We start from the raw sequence: 19928 nt of genomic DNA on the forward strand, positions 1-19928 counted from the left end.
TGGTCGCGCCTTCGGCGTCGGGTCGGGTCGGGGTCAGAGTTGGCGTTCGTAGACGTGGGGTTCGTACGGGGCCGGGGTCTGCGGGGCCGCGTGGGACGGGGCGTGGAGGCGGGGGATGCGGGTCGGCCACCAGTTGGCGGTGCCCAGGAGGGTCATCAGCGAGGGCAGGATCACGATGCGGACCACGATCGCGTCGATGAGGACCGCGGCGGCCAGGCCGACGCCCATCTGCTTCATGTCCATCATGCTCATCGTGCCGAAGACCGCGAAGACCGAGACCATCACGATCGCGGCGCTGGTGATCACGCCGGCCGAACCGGTAATGCCCTTCTCGACCGCGTCCCGGGTGTTCAGGCCGGACTGGGCGGCCTCGCGAATCCGGCTGACCACGAAGACGTGGTAGTCCATCGAGAGGCCGAACAGGACCACGAACAGGAACAGCGGCAGCCACGAGATGATCGTGCCGTTGGAGTTGAAGTCCAGGATCCCCTCCGCCCAGGTGTGCTGGAAGACCAGGACCAGGAAGCCGAAGGACGCCAGCGCGGAGAGCAGGTTGATCCCGATCGCGGTGAGCGCGACGACCACCGAGCGGAACGTCACCGACATCATCACGAAGGTCAGCAGCAGGACGAAGCCGATCACGAGCGGCAGCTTGTCCATCACGCGCTCGCCGTAGTCCTTGTTGTCCGCCGTGGGACCGGCGACCGCGCTCTCGGCGCCCGGCACCTTGCCGACGGTCTCGGGCAGGATCACCGTGCGCAGTTCCTTGAGCGCGGCCTTGGCCTCGTCGCTGGAGCTGCGGTGCGGCGTGGTCACGTCGACCTTGAACGCCCGTCCGTCCTGGGACTGTTCGATCTGCGGGGTCTCGTGGACGAACAGCGGACTCTGCCGGGTCCGGGCGATCGCCTGCTCCAGGGCGGCCTTGGACTCGTTCTTCTTGTCCGCCGGGGCCAGCACCACGATGTTGCTCGCGGAGTTCTTGTCCGGGAAGGCCGCGGTCATCCGGTCGTAGGTCTGCATGATCGACATCTCGCGCGGGAAATCGTCCGCGGAGGTGTTCTGGAGCTTCATGTCGAACGCCGGCAGGGCCAGGGCGCCCAGGGCGAGAACCGCGACGACCAGCGTGATCACCGGGTGGTGCAGGGCGGGCTTCAGCAGCGCCTTCCACACTCGGGGCTCGCGGTCCTCACGGGCCGTCAGGCGCCACAGGAGCGGGATCCGCGGGCGGTCGATCTTGTTGCCCAGCTTGGCGAGCAGCGCCGGCAGCACGGTGAGCGAGCCGACCATGGCGACCGCGACGACGATGATCCCGCCGGTGGCCAGGCCCGCGAAGATCGCGTCGTCGGCCAGGTACATGCCGGCCATGGAGACGATCACCGCGACGGCGGAGACCACGACCGCGTGCCCCGAGGTCGCCGCGGCGATCTCGATCGCGTCGATCTTGCCCCGCCCCTTGGCCCGCTCCTCGCGCTCTCGCTTGACGTAGAAGAGCGAGTAGTCGACGCCGACGGCCATGCCCATCATCATGATCACGCTCGACACCGTCCCCGCGTCGGGGAAGACGTGCGAGGCGAGGCCGAACAGGCCCACCGAGCCGACCACTGCGGTGATCGCGAGCAGCACCGGAACCGCGGCGGCGATCATCGCGCCGAACGCGACCATCAGGATGATCAACGTGACCGGAAGGCTGAACATCTCGGCCTTGCCGAGGTCCTTGCCGACCTGGTCGTTGAGCGCGACGTTCATCGAAGCGTCGCCGATCTGCTCGACCCGCAGGTCGGGATTGGCCCGTTGGGCCGCCTTGGTGGCGTTCAGCAGCGGGTCGATGTGATCCTTGGCCTGCTCGGGATCGCCCTTCATGGTGATCGGCACCAGGAGACCGGAGCCGTCCTTGGCCTCGACCGGCGCGCCGACCGCGTCGACCTCCTTCAGGGCTCGCATCCGCGCCGCCACGTCGGCCGCGGCCTTGTCCGCGGCGGGCTTGTCCAGGGTGCCGGATTTCGCGGTGACGAGGACGTTCTCCTCGGCCGGGGCGATCATTCCGTAGGTGCGGATGATCTCGTTGGCCCGGCCCGACTCGCCGAACTCGAAGTCCTTGTTCTTGGTCTTCTCGGTGCCGGCCATCCCGCCGAGGACCAGGCAGACGGCAATGAACGCGATCCACATGCCGATCGCCCGCCACGGGTGGGTGGCGCTCCATCGTGCGACGCGAACGGTCGCAGGCTGCTTGGTCATCGTCAGGTCCCCTCGTGATTCACCGCGTATTTCCGCTGACAGATCGAGTCTGTCGACGCCGAAGACGGCACACAGTGCAGCCGGCCCCCTGGCGCGGTGGGCCTAGACCCACCCCGCGGGGAGCGTCCCCCCACCCCGTACTCGGCGCCGTGCGGCGCGGCACCGCGCAGCACCGCGCCACCGAGGGAACGACGGTGCCGATCACGTGTTTTGACGAGACGTCAGGAGGCGGCTCCAGGACCCCGGAAACACGAGGGACCCCGCGCACCGGATGCGCGGGGTCCCTGGGGGTGTCGTGCCGTCAGCCTTCGCGCGACTCCAGCTCGTACAGGATCTCGCTCGCCTGCGCGGCGATCCGGGTGATCAGCTCCGCGCACGAGGGCAGGTCGTCGATCACGCCGACGACCTGGCCCGAGGCCATCACGCCCAGGTCCGGCCGGCCGTCCACCATCGCCGCCTTGAGCAGCATCGGGGTGTTGGCCGCCATCAGCACCTGGGGCCAGCTCAGGCCCTGCGACTTCTTCATCGCCAGGCCCTCGCGGACCATGTCGGTGAGCTTGGCGCCGCTGAGCTTTTGGAACTTGACCGCGTTGGCTATCGAACGCGGATAGCGCGCCAGACCGGAGCGGGCCTCCAGCTTCTTCACGAAGTCCGTGGCGAGCACCCGGTGCGGGACGCCGTCGACCTCCTTGGACACCACGGTGCCGTTGACGTCGGTCGCCAGGTAGACGTCCTTGACCGCGTTGCCCACGGGGCTGTCCGAGGTCAGCAGGAAGCGCGTGCCCATCGCGATCGCGTCCGCGCCGTACGCGAGCGCCGCCACCAGGCCGCGCCCGTCGAAGAAGCCGCCCGCCGCGATCACCGTGACGTCGGTGCCCTTGAGCACGTCGGTCACCTGCGGCAGCAGCAGCGTGGTCGGGATCGAGCCGGTGTGCCCGCCACCCTCGCCGCCCTGGACGATCACGCCGTCCACGCCCCACTCGGCGACCTTTTGCGCGTGCCGTTTGGCGCCGATCGAGGGGACCACCAGCATGCCCAGGTCGTGCGCGCGCTTGATCAGGTCCTTCTTGGGCGCCTGCGCGAACGACGCGACCGTGATGCCCTCGCGGCCCATCAGGTCGATCCGCTCGGCCGCGTCCGGGGCATCGGCGCGCAGGTTGACCGCGAAGGACTTCGACGTGGCCTTCTTGACCGCCGCGATGGCCGCAACCAGTTCCTCGTAGGTCATCGTGGCCGAGGCCAGGATGCCCAGGCCGCCCGCCTCCGCCGTCGCCGCGACCAGCCGGGGGTAGGACACGTAGCCCATGCCGGTCTGCACGATCGGGTAGTCGACGCCGAACTTCTCGGTGAACCCGTTGCGCAGGGCGGGGTGCAGTGCGTCGCTCACGCCGGCACCTCGCGCAGTCGCATCCCGCGCGGGTCGAGCACGTCGCGGATGATCCGCAGCTCGTCGTCGCCCGGCACCCGTGTGGTCGGCACGTCGGCCGGGATCACCAGCTCGAAGCCGGTCGCCTCGACGACCTCCTCGACGGTGACGCCTGGGTGCAGCGAACGCAGCCGCATGACCTTCGCGTCGGTCTCGAAGTCGATCACGCACAGGTTGGTGACGACGCGTCGGACCTCGTGGAAACGCCCGGCGCTGCCGAGCTCCGCGGCGCGGTCGTAGCCGACGCACGAGACCATGTCCACCTTCGGCGTGAGTACGCGCGCCGAGTGCTTGGGGATCCAGTAACTCGTCGTGTGGTTGATGGTGTTGCCCGGGCCGCCGCGCGAACCCAGCACCTGGCGCTTGGGCTTGGCCCAGTCGCCGATCGCCGAGATGTTGGCGTTGCCGTGCGGGTCGATCTGTACCGGACCCATCATCACGTGCCGGCGACCGGACGTGAGCACGTCCAGCACCTGGCGGTAGGGAATCCAGCCGACCACGGCGAACTCGTCGGGCTTGGCGCCCAGTCGGGCGTCACCCTCGAAGAAGTACGACTCGCCGTTGGACAGCATCAGGTCCGGCTCGAACGTCGCGCGGGCCAGTCGGGCGCCGATCGTGGGGATCGTGCCCATCGGGCTGCCGATGATCTCGCCGTCGCCGCGGAAGCAGTCCGCGACGGCCGCGACGCAGATGTCGGCGCGCGTGGCGTCGGTCAGGGTGTCGGTGCTCACTTGGCCGTCTCCTTCTTGAACTCCGCGACGGCGGCCTGGTACTCCGCTTCGCTCGCGACCTTGAGGAACCGCTGCTCGAACGCGGCCCACGCCTCGGGGTCGGACGCCGCGCTCACGTATGCCTTCTGGAACGCCTCGTCCCGGCCGTACTCGGGCGGGCACTCGGTGAAGTGCGCGCCGTTGGGGGCCTCCACGACGCCGTGCGTCATGTAGCGGTGCACGGTCAGGGTGTGCACGCAGCCGGCCGCCTTGAGCAGTTCCTCGCTCGGGACCACCCGCTCGGCGGAGACGTACGCCTTCTCCGCCGCGAGGCAGAACAGGTCGTCCATGAACTGGTCGGGGCCGGTCAGGGCGGCGTTGCCGCGCTCGTCGGCGACGTTCGCGTGGATCAGCGCAGCGTCCAGGTTCAGCGCCGGCATCGCGACCAACGTCTCGTCCCCGTAAGGGGATTCGATCGTCTTCAGGTGCGGCGAGACCTTGAGGATGTCCGAGCCCAGGCCCGCGCGCGTGGGCAGGAACGGCAGGCGCTGCGCGGCGGCGCGCAGGCCGGTGAGGAACATGCCCTCGTCGTACTCGACCGCCTCGACGAGGCCGTTCTCCCGGACGTACCGGAAGTTGGGCTCCAACGGGATCGAGTCGAGCGACACGAACGCGTAGACGAGCTTCTTCGCCTTGCCGGCGCGGGCGAGCAGCCCGACGTCGGGGCCGCCGTACGAGACGACCGTGAGGTCCTTGAGATCCGACCGCAGGATCGCGCGGACCAGGGCCATCGGCTTGCGCCGCGAACCCCATCCGCCGATGCCGATGGTCATGCCGTCGGAAAGCTGTGCGACGACCTGATCGGGCGTCATGCGCTTGTCAGCCATGGATGGTTGCTCCCGTCTACTTCGATGTGTCCGCGTCGCGACCCTCGGTACTGTGCCGACCCGGGAGACAACCCCCGGACCCCCGGCAACCGACCGTGGCACTCATTTGGATGTGTCCGCGTCGCGACCCTCGGTGAAGGCGTCCCGCAATTCGTCCGACACGCCGGTCAGGTTCAGTTCGAACGTGAAGCCCTGCTCGTAGCGGTACGAGCGCTTGACGTCGACCGGGTCGATGCCGTTCAGCGACGCCTTCGCGGCGCGGATGACGGTCGGGCTCTTCGCGGCGATGGCGCGCGCCACCTCGAACGCGGTGTCGACGAGCTTGTCGCGGTCGACGAGCTTGTAGATCGAGCCGTACGCGTGCAGTTCGGACGCGGGCGCGTTCTCCGACGTGTAGACCATCTGACGCATGCGGTGCTGCGGCACCAGGCGCGCGAGGTGGGTGGCGGCGCCGAGCGCGCCGCGGTCCACCTCGGGCAGGCCGAAGAACGCGTCGTGCGACGCGACCACGATGTCCGCGTTGCCGACGAGGCCGATGCCGCCGCCGACGCAGAAGCCGTGCACCGCCGCGATCACGGGCACCTCGCAGTCGTACACCGCCGCGAACGCGTCGTAGCAGCCCTTGTTGGCCGCCACCAGCGCGTCGAAGCCCTCGGTGTTGGACATCTCCTTGATGTCGACGCCGGCGTTGAAGCCGCGTCCCTCGGCCCGGAGCACGACGGCTCGGACCTGTCGGTCGCGGCTCGCCTCGCGGAGCCGATCCGCGAGTTCGAACCAACCGGCGACGGTGAGCGCGTTGACGGGAGGCGCGTCGAGCACCACCTCGGCGATGCCCTCACGCACCTCGTAACGGATAGCCATGGCAACCAGATCCATTCGGCCGCAAGCGTCGGATCGACTGGTCATGTCCCGGGTACCGGCGGGTGCGGCCGACGCGGCCGTCCGGTCGTGAGAGGCACATCACCATTCGATCTGACTGATCGTCAGATTTCTGCCACCATAGTTGACCCCGAGCGACCCACGCCAGACGGATCGAGCGTGGCGCCCACGACACCGCAGCCCTCCAGGAGCAGGCCATGACGTCCCCCACCAATCCGCTCGACCTGAGCGGACGCGTCGTCCTCGTCACCGGCGGCGGGAAGGGCATCGGACGGGGCATCAGCGAGCGCTTCCTGACCGCCGGAGCCGACGTCGTGGTGTGCTCGCGCAGCGAACCGGAGAACCTGCCCAGCGTCGCCGGCCGCACCGCCGTGTACACCCACGCCGACGTGCGCGACCCCGACTCGGCGTTCGCCGTAGCGGAGTTCGTCGAGCAGCGCTTCGGCCGGCTCGACGTTTTGATCAACAACGCGGGCGGTGCGCCGCACACCGACGCCGCGACCGTGTCACCGCGTTTCTCCAAGGCGATCGTCGAGCTGAACCTGCTCGGTCCGCTGTATTTCGCGCAGGCCGCCCACCGCTTGATGCACCGTCAAGAAGACGGTGGGGTCATCGTGAACGTCTCCAGCGTGAGCGGAGTGCGTCCCTCGCCGGGCACCGCGGCCTACGGCGCGGCGAAGGCCGGGATGAACTCGCTGACGCGCACCCTCGCGGTCGAGTGGGCGCCGAAGATTCGGCTGAACTCCGTGATCGTGGGCCTGGTACGGACCGAACAGGCGCACCTGCACTACGGCGACGAGGCGGGCGTGCAGCGCGTCGCGGACACGATTCCGCTGGGTCGCATGGCGGACGCCTCCGATGTCGCCGACGTGTGTCTGTTCCTCGCGTCGCCGATGTCACGGTACGTCAGCGGAGCCGAACTGCTCATGCACGGAGGCGGAGAAATGCCCGCTTTCCTCCGTGCGGCGGACACCGAACCCGATCATGCGCCCGTAAACTGACGGCATGACAGGACAAGTTCGCACCGTCGACGGCCGCGTCGCCGGGCGACGCGGACAGGCGACGCGGCAAAAGCTGCTCGACTGCCTCCGCGAGATGCTCGAAACGTCGCCGTACCGGGACGTCAAGGTCATCGACGTCGCCCGGATGGCCGGCACCTCTCCCGCCACCTTCTACCAGTATTTCCAGGACGTCGAGAGCGCGATCCTCGAGATCGCCAACGACATGGCCAAGGACGGCCAACGGCTGAAGACGCTCGCCGAGGAGCAGAACTGGGCCGGCAAGGGCGGCTACCCCGCCGCCGAGGCCCTGGCCGACGGCTTCCTGGAGTTCTGGCGGGACTACGAGCCCATCCTTCGTGTGGTCGACCTGGCCTCCGCGGAGGGTGACAAGCGCTTCTACAAGGTGCGCCAGAAGATCCTCACGGCGGTCACCGGTTCGCTGACCGAGGCCATCGAGAGCATGCAGGCCAAGGGCAAGGTCGGCGACGACGTGCAGCCGAGCGCCATGGCGGGCACGCTCGTGGCGATGCTGGCCGCGGTCGCGGGGCACCAGAAGGGCTTCGAGTCTTGGAACATCAAGATGAAGGACGTCCGCCCGGCGCTCTCGACGCTCGTCTACATGGGCGTCACGGGGAAGAAGCCCCCGACGCGCTAGAGCCGGCCTTCGGCCGAGCTGTCCTCAAACGCCGGACGGGCTGAATCTCAGCCCGTCCGGCGTTTGAGGACAAGCTTTTCAAGCCCGTCCGGCGTTCGAGGACGCCCCGCCCGGCGACCGGCTCAGATGCCCGCCAGCTCCGCGATCCGCTCACGCGCGGCGCCGCGGTCGCCGAACAGCAGCGCCGACGTGGTGGCCCGCTTCAGATACAGGTGGCAGTCGTACTCCCACGTGAAGCCGACCCCGCCGTGCAGCTGGATCATCTCCTCGGCCACGTGCCGATACGCGGCGGTCGCCGTGGTCATCGCCAGCGGGGCCATCACGGCCAGTTCACCGGGCGTGGCCAATCCCGCCTCCTCGGCCTCGGTCGCGGCCCACGCCGCGTAGTACAGCGCGGAGCGCGCCGTCTCGACCTCGACGTACAGGTCCGCGCAACGGTGCTTGATCGCCTGGAACGAGCCGATCGGGCGGCCGAACTGCACGCGTCCCTTGGTGTATTCGACGGTCATCTCCAGGCAGCGCGCCGCACCGCCGACCGCCTCCGCCGCCACCGCGATCTCCGCGAGCGCCAGGACCCGCTCCAGGGCCGCGCCGGCCCCGGTGGTACCCAGGAGCCTGGCGGGGGTGTCCGCGAACGTCAGAAGGGCCTGCTTGCGCGTCTGGTCCAGGGTCGGGAGCGCCGCCCGGGTCAGCCCGGCGGCGTCGCCGGGAACGGCGAACAGCGCAAGATCCTCGTCGACCCGCGCCACCACCACGACCAGGTCCGCGATCAACCCGTCGATCACATGCGTCTTGACCCCGTCCAGGCGCCACCGGCCGCCGCCGACGTCGCGCGCGCCCATGCCCACCGCGCGCACGTCCCGGTTGCCCGGCTCGGCCAGCGCGAGCGCGCCCAGCATGGTGCCCTGCGCGATCCCCGGCAGGTACTCGGCCCGTGCGCCCTCGTCGCCCGCGTGCACGAGCGCGTACGCCGTCAGCACCGACGACGCGAAGAAGGGCGAGGGGAACAGCGACCGGCCCATCTCCTCCAGAGCCACGACCAACTCGGTGAAGCCGAAGCCGACCCCGCCGTACTCCTCCGGAACCGCGAGACCGGGCAGACCGGTCTGCGCGCACACACGCCGCCACACGTCGGCGTCGTAGCCGGTCTCGGTGGCCATCACCGCCCGAACCGCAGGCGAGGCGCTGTGCTTGTCGAACACGTCCCGGAGTGCTCTGCGGATCTCCTGCTGCTCATCGCTGAACTCGACGTCCACGTACCGCAACTCCTTGGCACTCACATGTCACGCGGGTCCGGGACGGTTGCCCGGCCCGAGTTCCGGTCGGCCCCATTGACGATCCGGCAGCCCGCGAGCACCAGTATCTGACACACCGTCATACGATTTGAACATTGCTTTCGTCACACCTCTGAAACGTCGCGTTACCCCGGGCGTGTCGTGTTGTGTGGCATACACCACCCCCACGCCCAATCCGCGTGTGCAGGCCGAAGGGACCTTCTTGTGACCGTTCTCGCCCGAGTTCTTCGCGAGGCTGCCCGCCGCTTCCCCGAGCGCCGGGCCCTCGTGCACGGCGGGAGCGCGTTCACTTACGGGGGTCTGGACGCGGTCACCGACCAGGTCGCGGCCGGCCTGGCGCGGCGCGGAGTGCGCCCCGGACACGTGGTCGCCCTGGTGCTGCCGTCCGGCCCCGAGTACGTGGTCGCCTACCTGGCGCTGGCCCGGCTCGGCGCGATCACCACGGGGGTGGGACCGCGCTACACCCCCGTCGAGCGCGCCGCGATCCTGGCCCAGGCCGGGCCCGATCTGGTCCTGGTCACCGACGAGCTGGCCGAGGGCGTTCCCGCGGGCCCCGAGCTCGTGCGCTGCGTGCCGGCGACCGGCGCGCACGACGTCTGGGCCGAACTTCGGCTCGACGAGATCCCGCCCGCACCGCCGGTGACGGGGGATCAGGACCCGGACCTGCCCGAGACGGTGGTCTTCACCTCGGGCACCACGGGGATCCCGAAAGGCGCGTTGTTCACGTCCCGGCAGATCGCCGCGATCACCGCGATGGACACCGGCGACCGCTGGGGCGAAGGCGGCCCGCAACTGGTCGCCACCGGCCTGCCGCACGTCGGCTTCATGACCAAACTGGCCGGCTACCTCAAGATGGGCGCCACCTTGCACGTGCTCGGCCGCTGGCGGGCCCAGGACGCGTTGCGCGTCGTGGCCCGCGAGCGCATCCCGTACGTCGGCGGCGTCGCCGCGCAGGTCTCGCTGCTGCTCGGCCGCCCGGAGTTCGACCGTTACGACCTCGCGCACGTGCGCGGGCTGATCGTGGGCGGCGGTCCCTCCCCCGCCCCGGTCGTGCACGAGGCCCGGACCCGATTCGGGGCGGGCTACTCGATTCGCTACTCGTCGACGGAGTCCGGCGGACTCGGTACCCTCACCGCGTTCGACGCCCCCGACTCCGAGGCCCTGTTCACGGTCGGCCGTCCCCGACCGGGCACCGAGCTGGAGATTCGCGATCCCAAGACCGGCGAGCTCGTCGCCCCGGGGGAGAAAGGACAGATCTGCCTGCGCTCGCCCGCCGTGATGGCGGGCTACTGGCGCAACCCCGGGGCCACGGCCGCGGCCCTCGACGACGAGGGTCGGTTGCGCACCGGCGACCTCGGCCTGATCGACGCCGCGGGCTGCCTGCGGATCACCGGGCGGATGACCGAGATGTACATCCGCGGCGGGTACAACGTGTACCCGCAGGAGGTGGAGGCGGTGCTGCTCGACCATCCCGACGTGGCCGCCGTGGCGGTGGTCCCACGACCGAGTCGGGTGATGGGAGAGATCGGCGTCGCGGTGGTGGTGTCACGTGCAGCATCCGCGCCGTCACTCGCCGCATTGCGCGAGTTCGCGGCTCCGAGACTGTCGGCGCACAAGCTCCCCGAAGCGGTCCGCGTCGTGCCGGAGTTGCCGTTGACCGGGATGGACAAAGTGGACCGCAAGTCCCTGACGGAGCGTGAGAAGTCCTTTGGGGACGTGTAGTAACCAATCGATGACCAGCAGACAGCCGCTACATCTTTGACCAAGTCAGCAAATGTCCAGGTGATCGGACAGATGCGTCGGGACCGGGCCGGTGAGACAGTGGACAGCCCTGACGTCCCATCAGCAAGCTAACTGACTAACCGTCAGCTCGATTCTGGCCTCGATCGGGTGTCGATCGGATCTGGCGGCGACGAAAGATCGAAAAGGGACGGGCGCGATGATGCTTCACGACAGCAGAGGACACCACTTCCCGGGGCACACTCGAACCAGCGTCACCGCGAACGCGGATCCGTCGGCCGAACTCGACGTGACCGGCCGACCACTCGCGCTCCGCCCCGCCGACCTGGATCGCTTCTTCCGACCGCGCACCGTCGCCGTGATCGGTGCGTCCGACACCGAGGGCCGACCGGGCGCGCGGATCACCGCGCAACTGATCGCGTGGGCCGAGCGCGTGGGCGCTCGACTGTTCCCGGTCAACCCCAAGCACGAGCGCATCGCCGGGCTGCCCTGTCACCCCGACATCGCCGCGGTGCCCGAACAGATCGATCTCGCGGTGGTGCTGGTCGGTGACCCGGCCGAGGTACTGGAGCAACTCGCGGGCGCGGGCGTGGGTTTCGCGGTCGTGTTCGCCGCCGGCTTCGCCGAGGCCGGCGCCGCGGGGGCGCAGGCGCAGGACCGGCTCGCGCAACTCACCCAAGGGGGCTCGCTGCGCCTGCTGGGGCCCAACACCAATCTCAACGCCTTCGAGGAGTTCCGCACCGACCTCGACGGCCCCGCCATCGCGTTGATCACCCAGAGCGGCCACCAGGGTCGCCCGGTCTTCGCGGCGCAGGAGATCGGCATCCGCGTCTCGCACTGGGCCCCGGTCGGCAACGAGGCCGACCTGGAGATCGCGGACTTCGTCCGGCACTTCTCCGACCAGGAGGAGGTCGGGGTGATCGCCGCGTACGTCGAGGGCTTCAAGGACGGCCGCACGTTCGCGCTCGCGGCCGACCACGCGGCCCGGCAGGGTGTGCCGGTCGTGGTGGTCAAGGTCGGCCGCACCGAGACCGGCGCGCGGATGGCCCAGTCGCACACCGGCAAACTCACCGGCGGCGACCGCACGGCGTCGGCGGTCTTTCGCCAGTACGGCGTCACCCGGGTCGACGGCCTCGACGAACTCATCGACACCTCACAGCTGTTCGCGCGTACCACGACCCCGATCGCGCAGGGCGTGTGCGTGTACTCGATCTCGGGAGGCACCGGCGCGCACATGGCCGACCTCGCCTCGGCCGAGGGCCTGACGGTGCCTCAGCTTGCCCGGGGGACCCAGGAGAAGCTGCACGAGTGGATCCCGCCGTACCTGACCGTGTCCAACCCCGTGGACAACGGCGGTCACCCCGCGGGTGACGAGCGCGGGCGCAAGATCATCGACGCGATCCTGGCCGACCCCGGGATCGGCGTCCTGGTGTGTCCGATCACCGGTGCGTTCCCGCCGATGAGCGACAAGCTCGCGCAGGACCTCGTGGACGCCGCGGAGGCGACCGACAAGGTCGTGTGCGTGGTGTGGGGCTCCCCGGTGGGCGACGAGGACGCCTACCGCGAGATATTGCTCAAGTCGAACCGGGTCGTGGTCTTTCGCACGTTCGGCAACTGCGTGCGGGCGCTGCGCGCCTACTTCGACTACCACCGCTTCCGTACGCAGTACGCGTCGCCGTTCGAGGACGTCCCGCGCGCCGCGTCACCGGCCGCCGCGAAGGCCAAGCGGCTGCTGTCGTCGGGCAAGCCGCTGTCCGAGCACTCGGCCAAGCAGCTCCTGCGCACGTACGGCATCCGGGTGCCGCGCGAGCAACTCGTGACGTCCGCGGCGGCCGCGGTGCGCGCGGCGGGGCTGATCGGCTACCCGGTCGTGATGAAGGCGTGCGGTCCGCAACTGCCGCACAAGAGCGACCTGGGCCTGGTCAAGCTGAGCCTGCGCTCGGCCAGCCAGGTGCGCGACGCGTACCGCGAGATCACCGACGCGGCCAAGGAGGCCGGGTCCGGGCGGCTCGAAGGCGTGCTGGTGTGCCAACAGGTGGACAAGGGCGTCGAGATGGTCGTGGGCATCTCGCACGACGATCTGTTCGGGCCGACCGTGTCGGTGGGCCTGGGCGGCATCTTCGTCGAGGTGTTCGACGACATCGCGATCGGCGTACCGCCGTTCGGCGCGTACGAGGTGCGGCGCATGCTCGGCGAGCTGCGCGGCCTCAAGTGCCTCCAGGGGTTGCGCGGCCAGCCGCCGGCCGACCTGGACGCGCTCGTGGACGTGGTGATGCGCGTCCAGCGGATGGCGTTGGAACTCGGGGACGAGCTCTTGGAGTTGGACATCAACCCGCTGATGGTCATGCCGCGCGGAGGCGGCACCGTCGCACTCGACGCGCTGGCGGTGGCGCGGTAGTTCGCCGTGGGCGCGCCGAATCTCGCTGCGGCGCGCCCCGCTTTTTCCGTCGATCGCACCCTCGGCGATCGCGACAACCCAGGGAGTACAGGGCAGATGAGCACCACCGAGACCGAACCCGAGCTGCTGCACCGCGTCGAGAACGGCGTGCTGTGGATCACGCTGAACCGGCCCAAGGCCAGCAACGCGATCACGTGGGCCCAGCGCGAGCTGATGATCGAACTGCTCGGCGAGGCGTCGGCGAACGAGGCCGTGCGCGCGGTCGTGCTGACCGCCGCCGGTCCCAAGCACTTCTGCACGGGCATGGACCTGCGCAGCTCACCGGGCACCAAGTCGCTCCTCGCCGCGGCCGACGCGGCCGAGGACGACGCGGCGCCCAAGCCGCCGGCTCGGCCGACCGGCTATGCCACCCGGATGATGAGGACCGGTGTGCAGCGGCTGACCAACGCGGTCCTGGACTGCGAGAAGCCGGTGATCGCGGCGGTCAACGGCACCACGGCGGGCTACGGCATGAGCCTCGCGCTCGCGTGCGACCTGGTGATCGTGGCCGAGAGCGCGCGCTTCATCCAGATCTTCACCCGCCGGGGCCTGGTCCCGGACGGCGGCAGCGCCTACCTGCTGCCGCGCCTGGTCGGCCCGCAGAAGGCCAAGGAACTGATGTTCTTCGGTGACGACGTGCCGGCCGCCGAGGCGCTGCGGATCGGGATCGTGAACAAGGTCGTCGCCGACGACGAACTCCAGGGCGTGGCCCGGGAATGGGCCGAGCGGCTCGCCAGTGGCCCGACCCGGGCGTACGCGTACACCAAGCAGCTGGTCAACCGCTCGCTCGACAGCGACCGGGTGAGCGCGTTCGACGAGGAGGCGCAGATCGTCGAGCTGAACATGACGTCGCGCGACGCGAACGAGGGTGTCGCTTCTCTCATGGAGCGCCGCAAGCCCGAGTACTACGGCTGGTGATCGTCGGCGGGCCCGCGACCTGCGCGCCCGCCCCACCACCACATATGACGATGTGCCTTGCGCCACACGGCAACTGACGAGTCGTCAGGTGTGACGAAGGACCCGTTGCCCTTTGATTGACGCAAGGAAAACGGGTGACGTAGCGTCACAGACCCGACGCCCCAAGACACCTGCGAGGAAGTCCACCATGGGCCAGATCGACGCAGCGAGCACGAAGCCCGCGGATCCCGCGGCCATCGCCCTGCCCGAGGGCGGCGTCGTCGAGGGCGCCACGTTCCGACATGTCCTCGGCCACTTCGCGAGCGGCGTCACGGTGATCACCGCGCTCGACGGTGACACCCCGGTGGGCTTCGCGTGCCAGTCCTTCGCGTCGCTTTCCCTGGACCCGCCGCTCGTGACGTTCTTCGTCGCGAAGACGTCCACCACGTGGCCCCGGATCCGACCGGGCGGCCGGTTCTGCGTGAACGTGCTGGCCGAGGACCAGGAGCAGTTGTGCCGCGGCTTCGCGGTCAGCGGCGCCGACAAGTTCGCCGGCGTCGCGCACAGCCCCGCCCCCACCGGCTCCCCCAGGCTCGACGACGTGCTGGCGTGGATCGACTGCACGCTGGAGAGCGTCGTGGACGGCGGCGACCACGAGATCGTCATAGGCCGGGTCCAGGCCCTGGACGCCCCGAGGGTGGAATGCGCCCCCCTCCTCTTCTACAAGGGCAAGTTCGGCCACCCCAGCGCGAACAAGTAGGCCGAGCCCACCGCGACGACCCTGGACTCACGGCTTCGCGCCACGGCGTGACGCGACCGTGAGTCCGAGGTCGTCCGGGCGAACGGGAGTTCAGTGCGCGCCGGCGCCGGTAAGGGCTCGCACTTCCAGTTCGGCGAACTTGCGGTCGTCGTCGTCCTTGCGGCGGCGACGGGCCGAGAGCGCGCCGATCGCGGCGCACGCGAAGCCGACCGGGATCGAGATGATCCCCGGATTCTCCAGCGGAATCGGCGCCTTGGCCGTACAGCTGAACAGCGCGGTCGCGTTGCCCACGTTCTTGGCGTCGATCGAGACGTCGCAATCCTCGGCCTGTTTGGCGCTGAGCTTGGCGATGGCCGGCTTGGTCTCGGTCGCGCCGCCCCAGCAGATCGGGGACAGGGCGACGACCAGGACCGACGTGACGAGCCCGCCGTAGATGCCGAAGACCGCGCCGCGCGTGTTGAAGTTCTTCCAGAACAGCGAGAACACGATGGCCGGCAGGTTCGCCGAGGCCGCGATCGCGAACGCCAGGGCGACCAGGAACGCGACGTTCAACTCCCGGGCGAACACCGACAGTACGATCGCCGCAGTGCCGATCACCAGCGCCGAGACGCGGGCCACCCGGACCTCGTCGGCGTCGTTGGTACGGCCCTTGCGGAAGACGTTCGCGTACAGGTCGTGCGCGAACGACGAGGACGACGCCAGGGTGAGCCCCGCGACCACCGCGAGGATGGTCGCGAACGCGACCGCCGCGATGAACGCGAGCATCAGCGCGCCACCGGTCGTGCCCGAACCACCGCCCAGGTGTTCGGCGAGCCGGGTCGCCGCCGTGTTGCCGGACGGGTCGGCCTTCTTGATCTCCTTGCTGCCGATCAGGGCCGCCGCGCCGAACCCGAGGATCAGCGTCATCAGATAGAAGACGCCGATGATGCCGATCGCCCAGGTCACCGACTTACGCGCGGTGCGGGCGTCCGGGACGGTGTAGAAGCGCACCAGGATGTGCGGCAGACCGGCCGTACCGAGCACCAGGGCCAGGCCGAGCGAGATCAGGTCGATCTTCGACCAGCCGTCCGTGGCACCGTACTTGAGCCCCGGCTGGAGGAAGGACTCGCCCGATCCGGACTTGGACGCCGCGGTGCCGAGCAGGTCCGCGATGTCGAAGTCGAACTTCGCGAGCACCCACACGCACATCACGAACGCGCCCACCATGAGCAGTCCGGCCTTGACGATCTGCACCCAGGACGTGCCCTTCATGCCTCCCACGGTCACGTACACGATCATCAGCGCGCCCACCGCCGCGATGACCGAGATCTGCGCCGTGTCGCTCTTGACGTCGAGCAACAGCGAGACGACGGAGGCCGCGCCGACCATCTGGGCGATCAGGTAGAAGATCGACACGACGATCGTGGACACGCTCGCCGCGGTACGCACGGGCCGCTCCCGCATGCGGTTGGCGAGCACGTCGGCCATCGTGAAGCGGCCGGAGTTGCGCATGGGTTCGGCCACGAGCAACAGCGCCACGAGCCACGCGACGAGGAAGCCGATGGAGTACAGGAAGCCGTCGTAGCCCGACAGCGCCAGGATCCCGGCGATTCCGAGGAAGGAGGCGGCCGACATGTAGTCGCCGCCGATCGCCATCCCGTTCTGGAACGCGGAGAACGAGCGCCCGCCCGCGTAGAAGTCCGCCGCCGTCCGGTTCTTGCGGCTCGCCCAGAAGGTGATGCCGAGCGTCACCGCGACCAGTACGGCGAACATGCCGAAGGTCCAGCCGCGGTTGCTTGACTCCGCGGCGAGGTCGAGAGAGGGGTTCACGCTTCGAGTTCCTCTCGCAGTTCGTTGGCGACGGGGTCGAGTCGGTTGCGCGCGAATCGCGAATAGGCCCAGGCGATGAGGAATGTCGAGACGAACTGGAGCAGGCCGAACACGAGCGCGACATTGATGTGGTCCGTCAGTTCCTTGGCCATGAAGTCGCGCGCGTACGCGGACATGACCACGTAGAGCAGGAACCAGGCCAAAAACGCGGCGGTCACCGGAAAGATGAACGACCGTTGGCGCTTCTTGAGGTGTACGAAACGCGGGTCCCGTTCCATCTCGAAATAGCCGGTGCGGTCGTCCACATACGCTTCGCGCTCGGGCCGGGCGGAATCCGCGGGCCGGGCGCCGGACGAACCGGCCGGGGTCGACCCCGCGGGCGTCGCCTCGGGCTCGGGTGGCTTGTCGTACGGTTCTTCGTGCGGAGTCGGCATGAGGCGGGTGGGGCTCCTCTCCAGCGGACACCCCGCGCGTGGCCCGGAGCGCCGATCGGGTAGCTGACCGCGGTCCGTGGGACCCGGGGCCGCGGCGGAGCGAGTTTAGAGGCGCCGCAAGGGCGTGCGGAACCTATCCGATCAACTGAAAGAGGGACTGGGCGGTTACGCGGATAACCCACGTATCCACGCTGTTCGCGCTATTGAACAAACTTGTCGCGGGAAATTCGGCAAGCGACCGAACCCTTACGAAAATCGACGCTTAAATTACGTCCGCTGAGCACCGTGGGCGCCCGCCCACCGGCTTCCGGACATGACGAAGCGCGCCGCTCGAACCGGCAGCGGCGCGCTTGGTCGCGAAAGGATCCGGGATCGACAGGGGTCAGAAAACGAAGACGCCCCGGGCGATCTTGCCGGCCTCGGCGTCCTCCACCGCGTGGTGGAAGTCGTCGAGCGCGTAGGTCTGGGTGACCAGTTCGTCGAGCTTCAACGCCCCCGTCCGGTACAGGTCGGCGTAGCGCGCGATGTCGTACTGCGGACGCGAGGAGCCGTATCGGCAGCCCATGATCGACTTGTCCAGGAACATCGAGGACACGTGGAACGACGCCTCGGCGTCCGAAGGCGCGACGCCCAGGATGATCGCCTGGCCGGCCCGGCCCAGCATGTCGATCGCGTTGCGGATGACCTGCACGTGACCCACGCACTCGAAGGCGTGGTCCACGCCGCCGGGCACCAATGCCTGGACGGCCTTGACCGAGTCCTCGACCGCGCGCGCGTCGACGAAGTCGGTCGCGCCGAACTCGCGGGCCACGCTCTCCTTCGCGGGGTTGGCGTCCACCGCGACGATCCGGGTCGCGCCCGCGAGCTTCGCGCCCTGGATCACGTTGAGGCCGATGCCGCCCGTACCGATCACCGCGACCGTGTCGCCCGGCTGGACCTTCGCCCGGTTGAGCACCGCGCCGACCCCGGTCAACACGCCACAACCGATCAACGCGGCCGACGCGAGCGGGATGTCCTTGGGGATCCGGACCGCCTGGACGCCCTTGACCACGATCTTCTCCGCGAAGACCGACAGGCCCGCGAAGTTGTACACCGGCTTGCCGCCCCGGGTGAACGGCTGGTTGAGCTGTCCGAAGCTCTTGACGCACATCGTCGGCCGGCCCCGGTCGCACTCGCGACACGCGCCGCAGGCCGCGAGCGTGGACAGGGCCACGTGGTCGCCGACCTTGACGTGGGTGACCAGTTCGCCGACCGCCTCCACCACGCCCGCGCCCTCGTGGCCGAGCACGACCGGGGGCGGGAAGGGGATCGTGCCGTTGATCACCGAGATGTCGCTGTGGCACAGGCCGGCCGCGCCGATCTTGACCAGGACCTCGTTGGCCGCAGGCTCTCGCACCTCGAGATCGTCGACGATCGAGGCTTCCTTGCCGTCGAAAAGAACGCCCTTCACCGGTTCCTCCTCCATCGGAAATGGGCTGATGAGCCGGGGCGCTCGACGGGTTCCTGGCTTGACGGAGTCCTGTGGTCCAAGCGCGCACACGTACCCGTGCGGCACTCTAGCCGGGACCTGACGACGAGTCAGCCAGTTGTGACAGTCCTCTCGTGCAAGGTCGAAACCGCCTCCCACCAGCCCCGCCATCACACACGTGTCGCATCGGCGACGAGTTCAACCCCCGTGCCACAGCGTGATGTTCACGCACCCGGCCCGACCCGGCGGCGTCGAGGAGTCGGAGACGACCTCCGCCACGAAGGGGACGTGTGCCACGTCCACCCCGAGGCCCTCGGGGTCGCTCGCCTCCTCGATGTCCGCCGGTGCGACGAACACGTCCGGAATGTAGACCTTGCGGCCGTGGATCACGTTCCCGTCCTGATACGTGCCCATCGCCCGCTCGGGGGCGCCGGCCTCCTCCGACAGATGCGCGTCGAGCGCCCTCCGCAACCTCGTGGCGATCTTGAGATGGCGCAGGGCCCCGGTGGGAGACACCTCGACGGCTTCTTCGATGATCTCGGCGCGGAATCCCTCGGGCAGAGTCATCGTGTTGCGGGTCTGCCACAAAATCTCGTCGAGCAGACCGGAGTCGGACGTAGTCACCATCGGCTCATGTGTCGCTACGGCCATCGGGAAACACCTCCTCGCCCCAGAGTGGGTCACCGCCCCCCACGACGGGCGACTGCGCCCGAACCGTACGCATTTCTCGCACTGCACGCAGGGAAATGACGATCGATCACCTGCACGAGGTACGCCCGCGAAGACCGACCCGACATATGACCATCCGTCTGGTTTTTACCTTGTCGGCCGCACGGTCCACCCCTGTGTCCGGACCGTTTCGAGCCCCCGGCTCCGCGTGGTAAACGCATTCGGCTCAGTAGGGTGATCCGATTACGTGGATGCGACGGCGCATCGTACGGCGGATCAAGCCGATCGGACCCGGTGTTCGACGGTCCGGGCCGGGCCCGGGTTCGCCTCAATCGCGTACCGACCCGGGGAGGGTCGGCAGCTACCGGGAGGGCGGACGTGGGCGCAGGGGATGGGGTTCGGCGACCACACGGTGGGGGCGATCCACACGACGATGTGGACGTCGCGGACATGTGGGTCATGGATCCGGCGACCGGGAGTTACCAGCTACGCGCGTCGGCCGCCGAAGACCTGGCCCGACCCGCACCGGCCGACCCCGGAGTCCCCGCGAGCCGTGCCCCCGGCGCCCCGAGCGGGGGCCGCGCGACCGAGAACGCGAGCACCCGCTCCGCCGACGGCTCCCGCCG

At 69.3% G+C, this 19928-nt stretch carries 16 protein-coding genes; 6 read left to right on the forward strand and 10 right to left on the reverse strand.

Annotated features, from left to right (window positions below; genetic code table 11):
- Positions 1-33: 33 nt before the first annotated feature.
- The 5 genes from GT354_RS36770 to GT354_RS36790 form a co-directional block, all read right to left on the reverse strand.
- Positions 34-2235: an MMPL family transporter gene (locus GT354_RS36770; protein WP_161360721.1), complete on the reverse strand. Its 2202-nt coding sequence runs from the start codon at positions 2233-2235 to the stop codon at positions 34-36.
- Between the two features lie 301 nt (positions 2236-2536).
- On the reverse strand, positions 2537-3622 hold the full coding sequence (locus GT354_RS36775; protein WP_346012342.1) for a nitronate monooxygenase family protein: 1086 nt from the start codon (positions 3620-3622) through the stop codon (positions 2537-2539).
- Positions 3619-4392, reverse strand: coding sequence for a CoA-transferase (locus GT354_RS36780; protein WP_161360722.1), 774 nt, complete (start codon positions 4390-4392; stop codon positions 3619-3621). Before GT354_RS36780 ends, GT354_RS36775 begins: the two co-directional genes overlap by 4 nt.
- Positions 4389-5258, reverse strand: a complete 870-nt coding sequence (locus GT354_RS36785; protein WP_161360723.1) for a CoA transferase subunit A — start codon at positions 5256-5258, stop codon at positions 4389-4391. The genes GT354_RS36780 and GT354_RS36785 overlap by 4 nt, the downstream gene beginning before the upstream one ends.
- Before the next feature lie 102 nt (positions 5259-5360).
- Positions 5361-6119: an enoyl-CoA hydratase family protein gene (locus GT354_RS36790; protein ID WP_237535817.1), complete on the reverse strand. Its 759-nt coding sequence runs from the start codon at positions 6117-6119 to the stop codon at positions 5361-5363.
- A gap of 215 nt (positions 6120-6334) precedes the next feature.
- On the opposite strand from GT354_RS36790, the gene GT354_RS36795 reads away from it, so the two are divergent.
- Together GT354_RS36795 and GT354_RS36800 are read left to right on the forward strand one after the other, a co-directional pair.
- On the forward strand, positions 6335-7138 hold the full coding sequence (locus GT354_RS36795) for an SDR family oxidoreductase (RefSeq protein ID WP_161360725.1): 804 nt from the start codon (positions 6335-6337) through the stop codon (positions 7136-7138).
- A gap of 4 nt (positions 7139-7142) precedes the next feature.
- Positions 7143-7793 (forward strand): TetR family transcriptional regulator, encoded by a 651-nt coding sequence (locus tag GT354_RS36800; RefSeq protein ID WP_161360726.1) that lies wholly within the window; start codon positions 7143-7145, stop codon positions 7791-7793.
- A 122-nt stretch (positions 7794-7915) separates the two neighbouring features.
- Here the strand turns inward: GT354_RS36800 and GT354_RS36805 are convergent, their stop codons facing one another.
- Positions 7916-9049, reverse strand: a complete 1134-nt coding sequence (locus GT354_RS36805) for an acyl-CoA dehydrogenase family protein (protein WP_161360727.1) — start codon at positions 9047-9049, stop codon at positions 7916-7918.
- A 243-nt stretch (positions 9050-9292) separates the two neighbouring features.
- Here GT354_RS36805 and GT354_RS36810 point away from each other — a divergent pair, with 243 nt between their 5' ends.
- The 4 genes from GT354_RS36810 (at position 9293) to GT354_RS36825 (ending at position 14922) form a co-directional block, all read left to right on the forward strand.
- Positions 9293-10810, forward strand: coding sequence for a class I adenylate-forming enzyme family protein (locus GT354_RS36810; RefSeq protein ID WP_161360728.1), 1518 nt, complete (start codon positions 9293-9295; stop codon positions 10808-10810).
- Positions 10811-11030: 220 nt separating this feature from the next.
- Entirely contained in the window at positions 11031-13226 is a 2196-nt protein-coding gene (locus GT354_RS36815; protein ID WP_161360737.1) for an acetate--CoA ligase family protein, read from the forward strand.
- A gap of 96 nt (positions 13227-13322) precedes the next feature.
- Positions 13323-14183, forward strand: coding sequence for an enoyl-CoA hydratase-related protein (locus GT354_RS36820; protein WP_161360729.1), 861 nt, complete (start codon positions 13323-13325; stop codon positions 14181-14183).
- Positions 14184-14370: 187 nt separating this feature from the next.
- Positions 14371-14922, forward strand: coding sequence for a flavin reductase family protein (locus tag GT354_RS36825; protein ID WP_161360730.1), 552 nt, complete (start codon positions 14371-14373; stop codon positions 14920-14922).
- Between the two features lie 90 nt (positions 14923-15012).
- On the opposite strand, the gene GT354_RS36830 is transcribed toward GT354_RS36825, so the two are convergent.
- The 4 genes from GT354_RS36830 to GT354_RS36845 form a co-directional block, all read right to left on the reverse strand.
- On the reverse strand, positions 15013-16674 hold the full coding sequence (locus GT354_RS36830; protein WP_202512704.1) for a cation acetate symporter: 1662 nt from the start codon (positions 16672-16674) through the stop codon (positions 15013-15015).
- A 53-nt stretch (positions 16675-16727) separates the two neighbouring features.
- Positions 16728-17165, reverse strand: coding sequence for a DUF485 domain-containing protein (locus GT354_RS52950; RefSeq protein ID WP_202512693.1), 438 nt, complete (start codon positions 17163-17165; stop codon positions 16728-16730).
- A gap of 382 nt (positions 17166-17547) precedes the next feature.
- Entirely contained in the window at positions 17548-18615 is a 1068-nt protein-coding gene (locus GT354_RS36840) for a Zn-dependent alcohol dehydrogenase (RefSeq protein WP_161360732.1), read from the reverse strand.
- A 216-nt stretch (positions 18616-18831) separates the two neighbouring features.
- Positions 18832-19260, reverse strand: a complete 429-nt coding sequence (locus tag GT354_RS36845; protein WP_237535818.1) for a Uma2 family endonuclease — start codon at positions 19258-19260, stop codon at positions 18832-18834.
- Between the last annotated feature and the right edge of the window lie 668 nt (positions 19261-19928).

Source organism: Streptomyces sp. SID3343, from assembly GCF_009865215.1.
Taxonomy (GTDB): domain Bacteria; phylum Actinomycetota; class Actinomycetes; order Streptomycetales; family Streptomycetaceae; genus Embleya.

Bases quoted from the DNA above. Each gene is read 5' to 3' on its own strand.
- GT354_RS36820 (WP_161360729.1), top strand. From the start codon at position 13,323: ATGAGCACCACCGAGACCGAACCCGAGCTGCTGCACCGCGTCGAGAAC.
- GT354_RS36830 (WP_202512704.1), bottom strand. From the start codon at position 16,674: ATGTTCGCCGTACTGGTCGCGGTGACGCTCGGCATCACCTTCTGGGCG.
- GT354_RS36800 (WP_161360726.1), top strand. From the start codon at position 7,143: ATGACAGGACAAGTTCGCACCGTCGACGGCCGCGTCGCCGGGCGACGC.
- GT354_RS36845 (WP_237535818.1), bottom strand. From the start codon at position 19,260: ATGGTGACTACGTCCGACTCCGGTCTGCTCGACGAGATTTTGTGGCAG.
- GT354_RS52950 (WP_202512693.1), bottom strand. From the start codon at position 17,165: ATGCCGACTCCGCACGAAGAACCGTACGACAAGCCACCCGAGCCCGAG.
- GT354_RS36770 (WP_161360721.1), bottom strand. From the start codon at position 2,235: ATGACCAAGCAGCCTGCGACCGTTCGCGTCGCACGATGGAGCGCCACC.
- GT354_RS36795 (WP_161360725.1), top strand. From the start codon at position 6,335: ATGACGTCCCCCACCAATCCGCTCGACCTGAGCGGACGCGTCGTCCTC.
- GT354_RS36825 (WP_161360730.1), top strand. From the start codon at position 14,371: ATGGGCCAGATCGACGCAGCGAGCACGAAGCCCGCGGATCCCGCGGCC.
- GT354_RS36790 (WP_237535817.1), bottom strand. From the start codon at position 6,119: ATGGCTATCCGTTACGAGGTGCGTGAGGGCATCGCCGAGGTGGTGCTC.
- GT354_RS36785 (WP_161360723.1), bottom strand. From the start codon at position 5,258: ATGGCTGACAAGCGCATGACGCCCGATCAGGTCGTCGCACAGCTTTCC.
- GT354_RS36815 (WP_161360737.1), top strand. From the start codon at position 11,031: ATGCTTCACGACAGCAGAGGACACCACTTCCCGGGGCACACTCGAACC.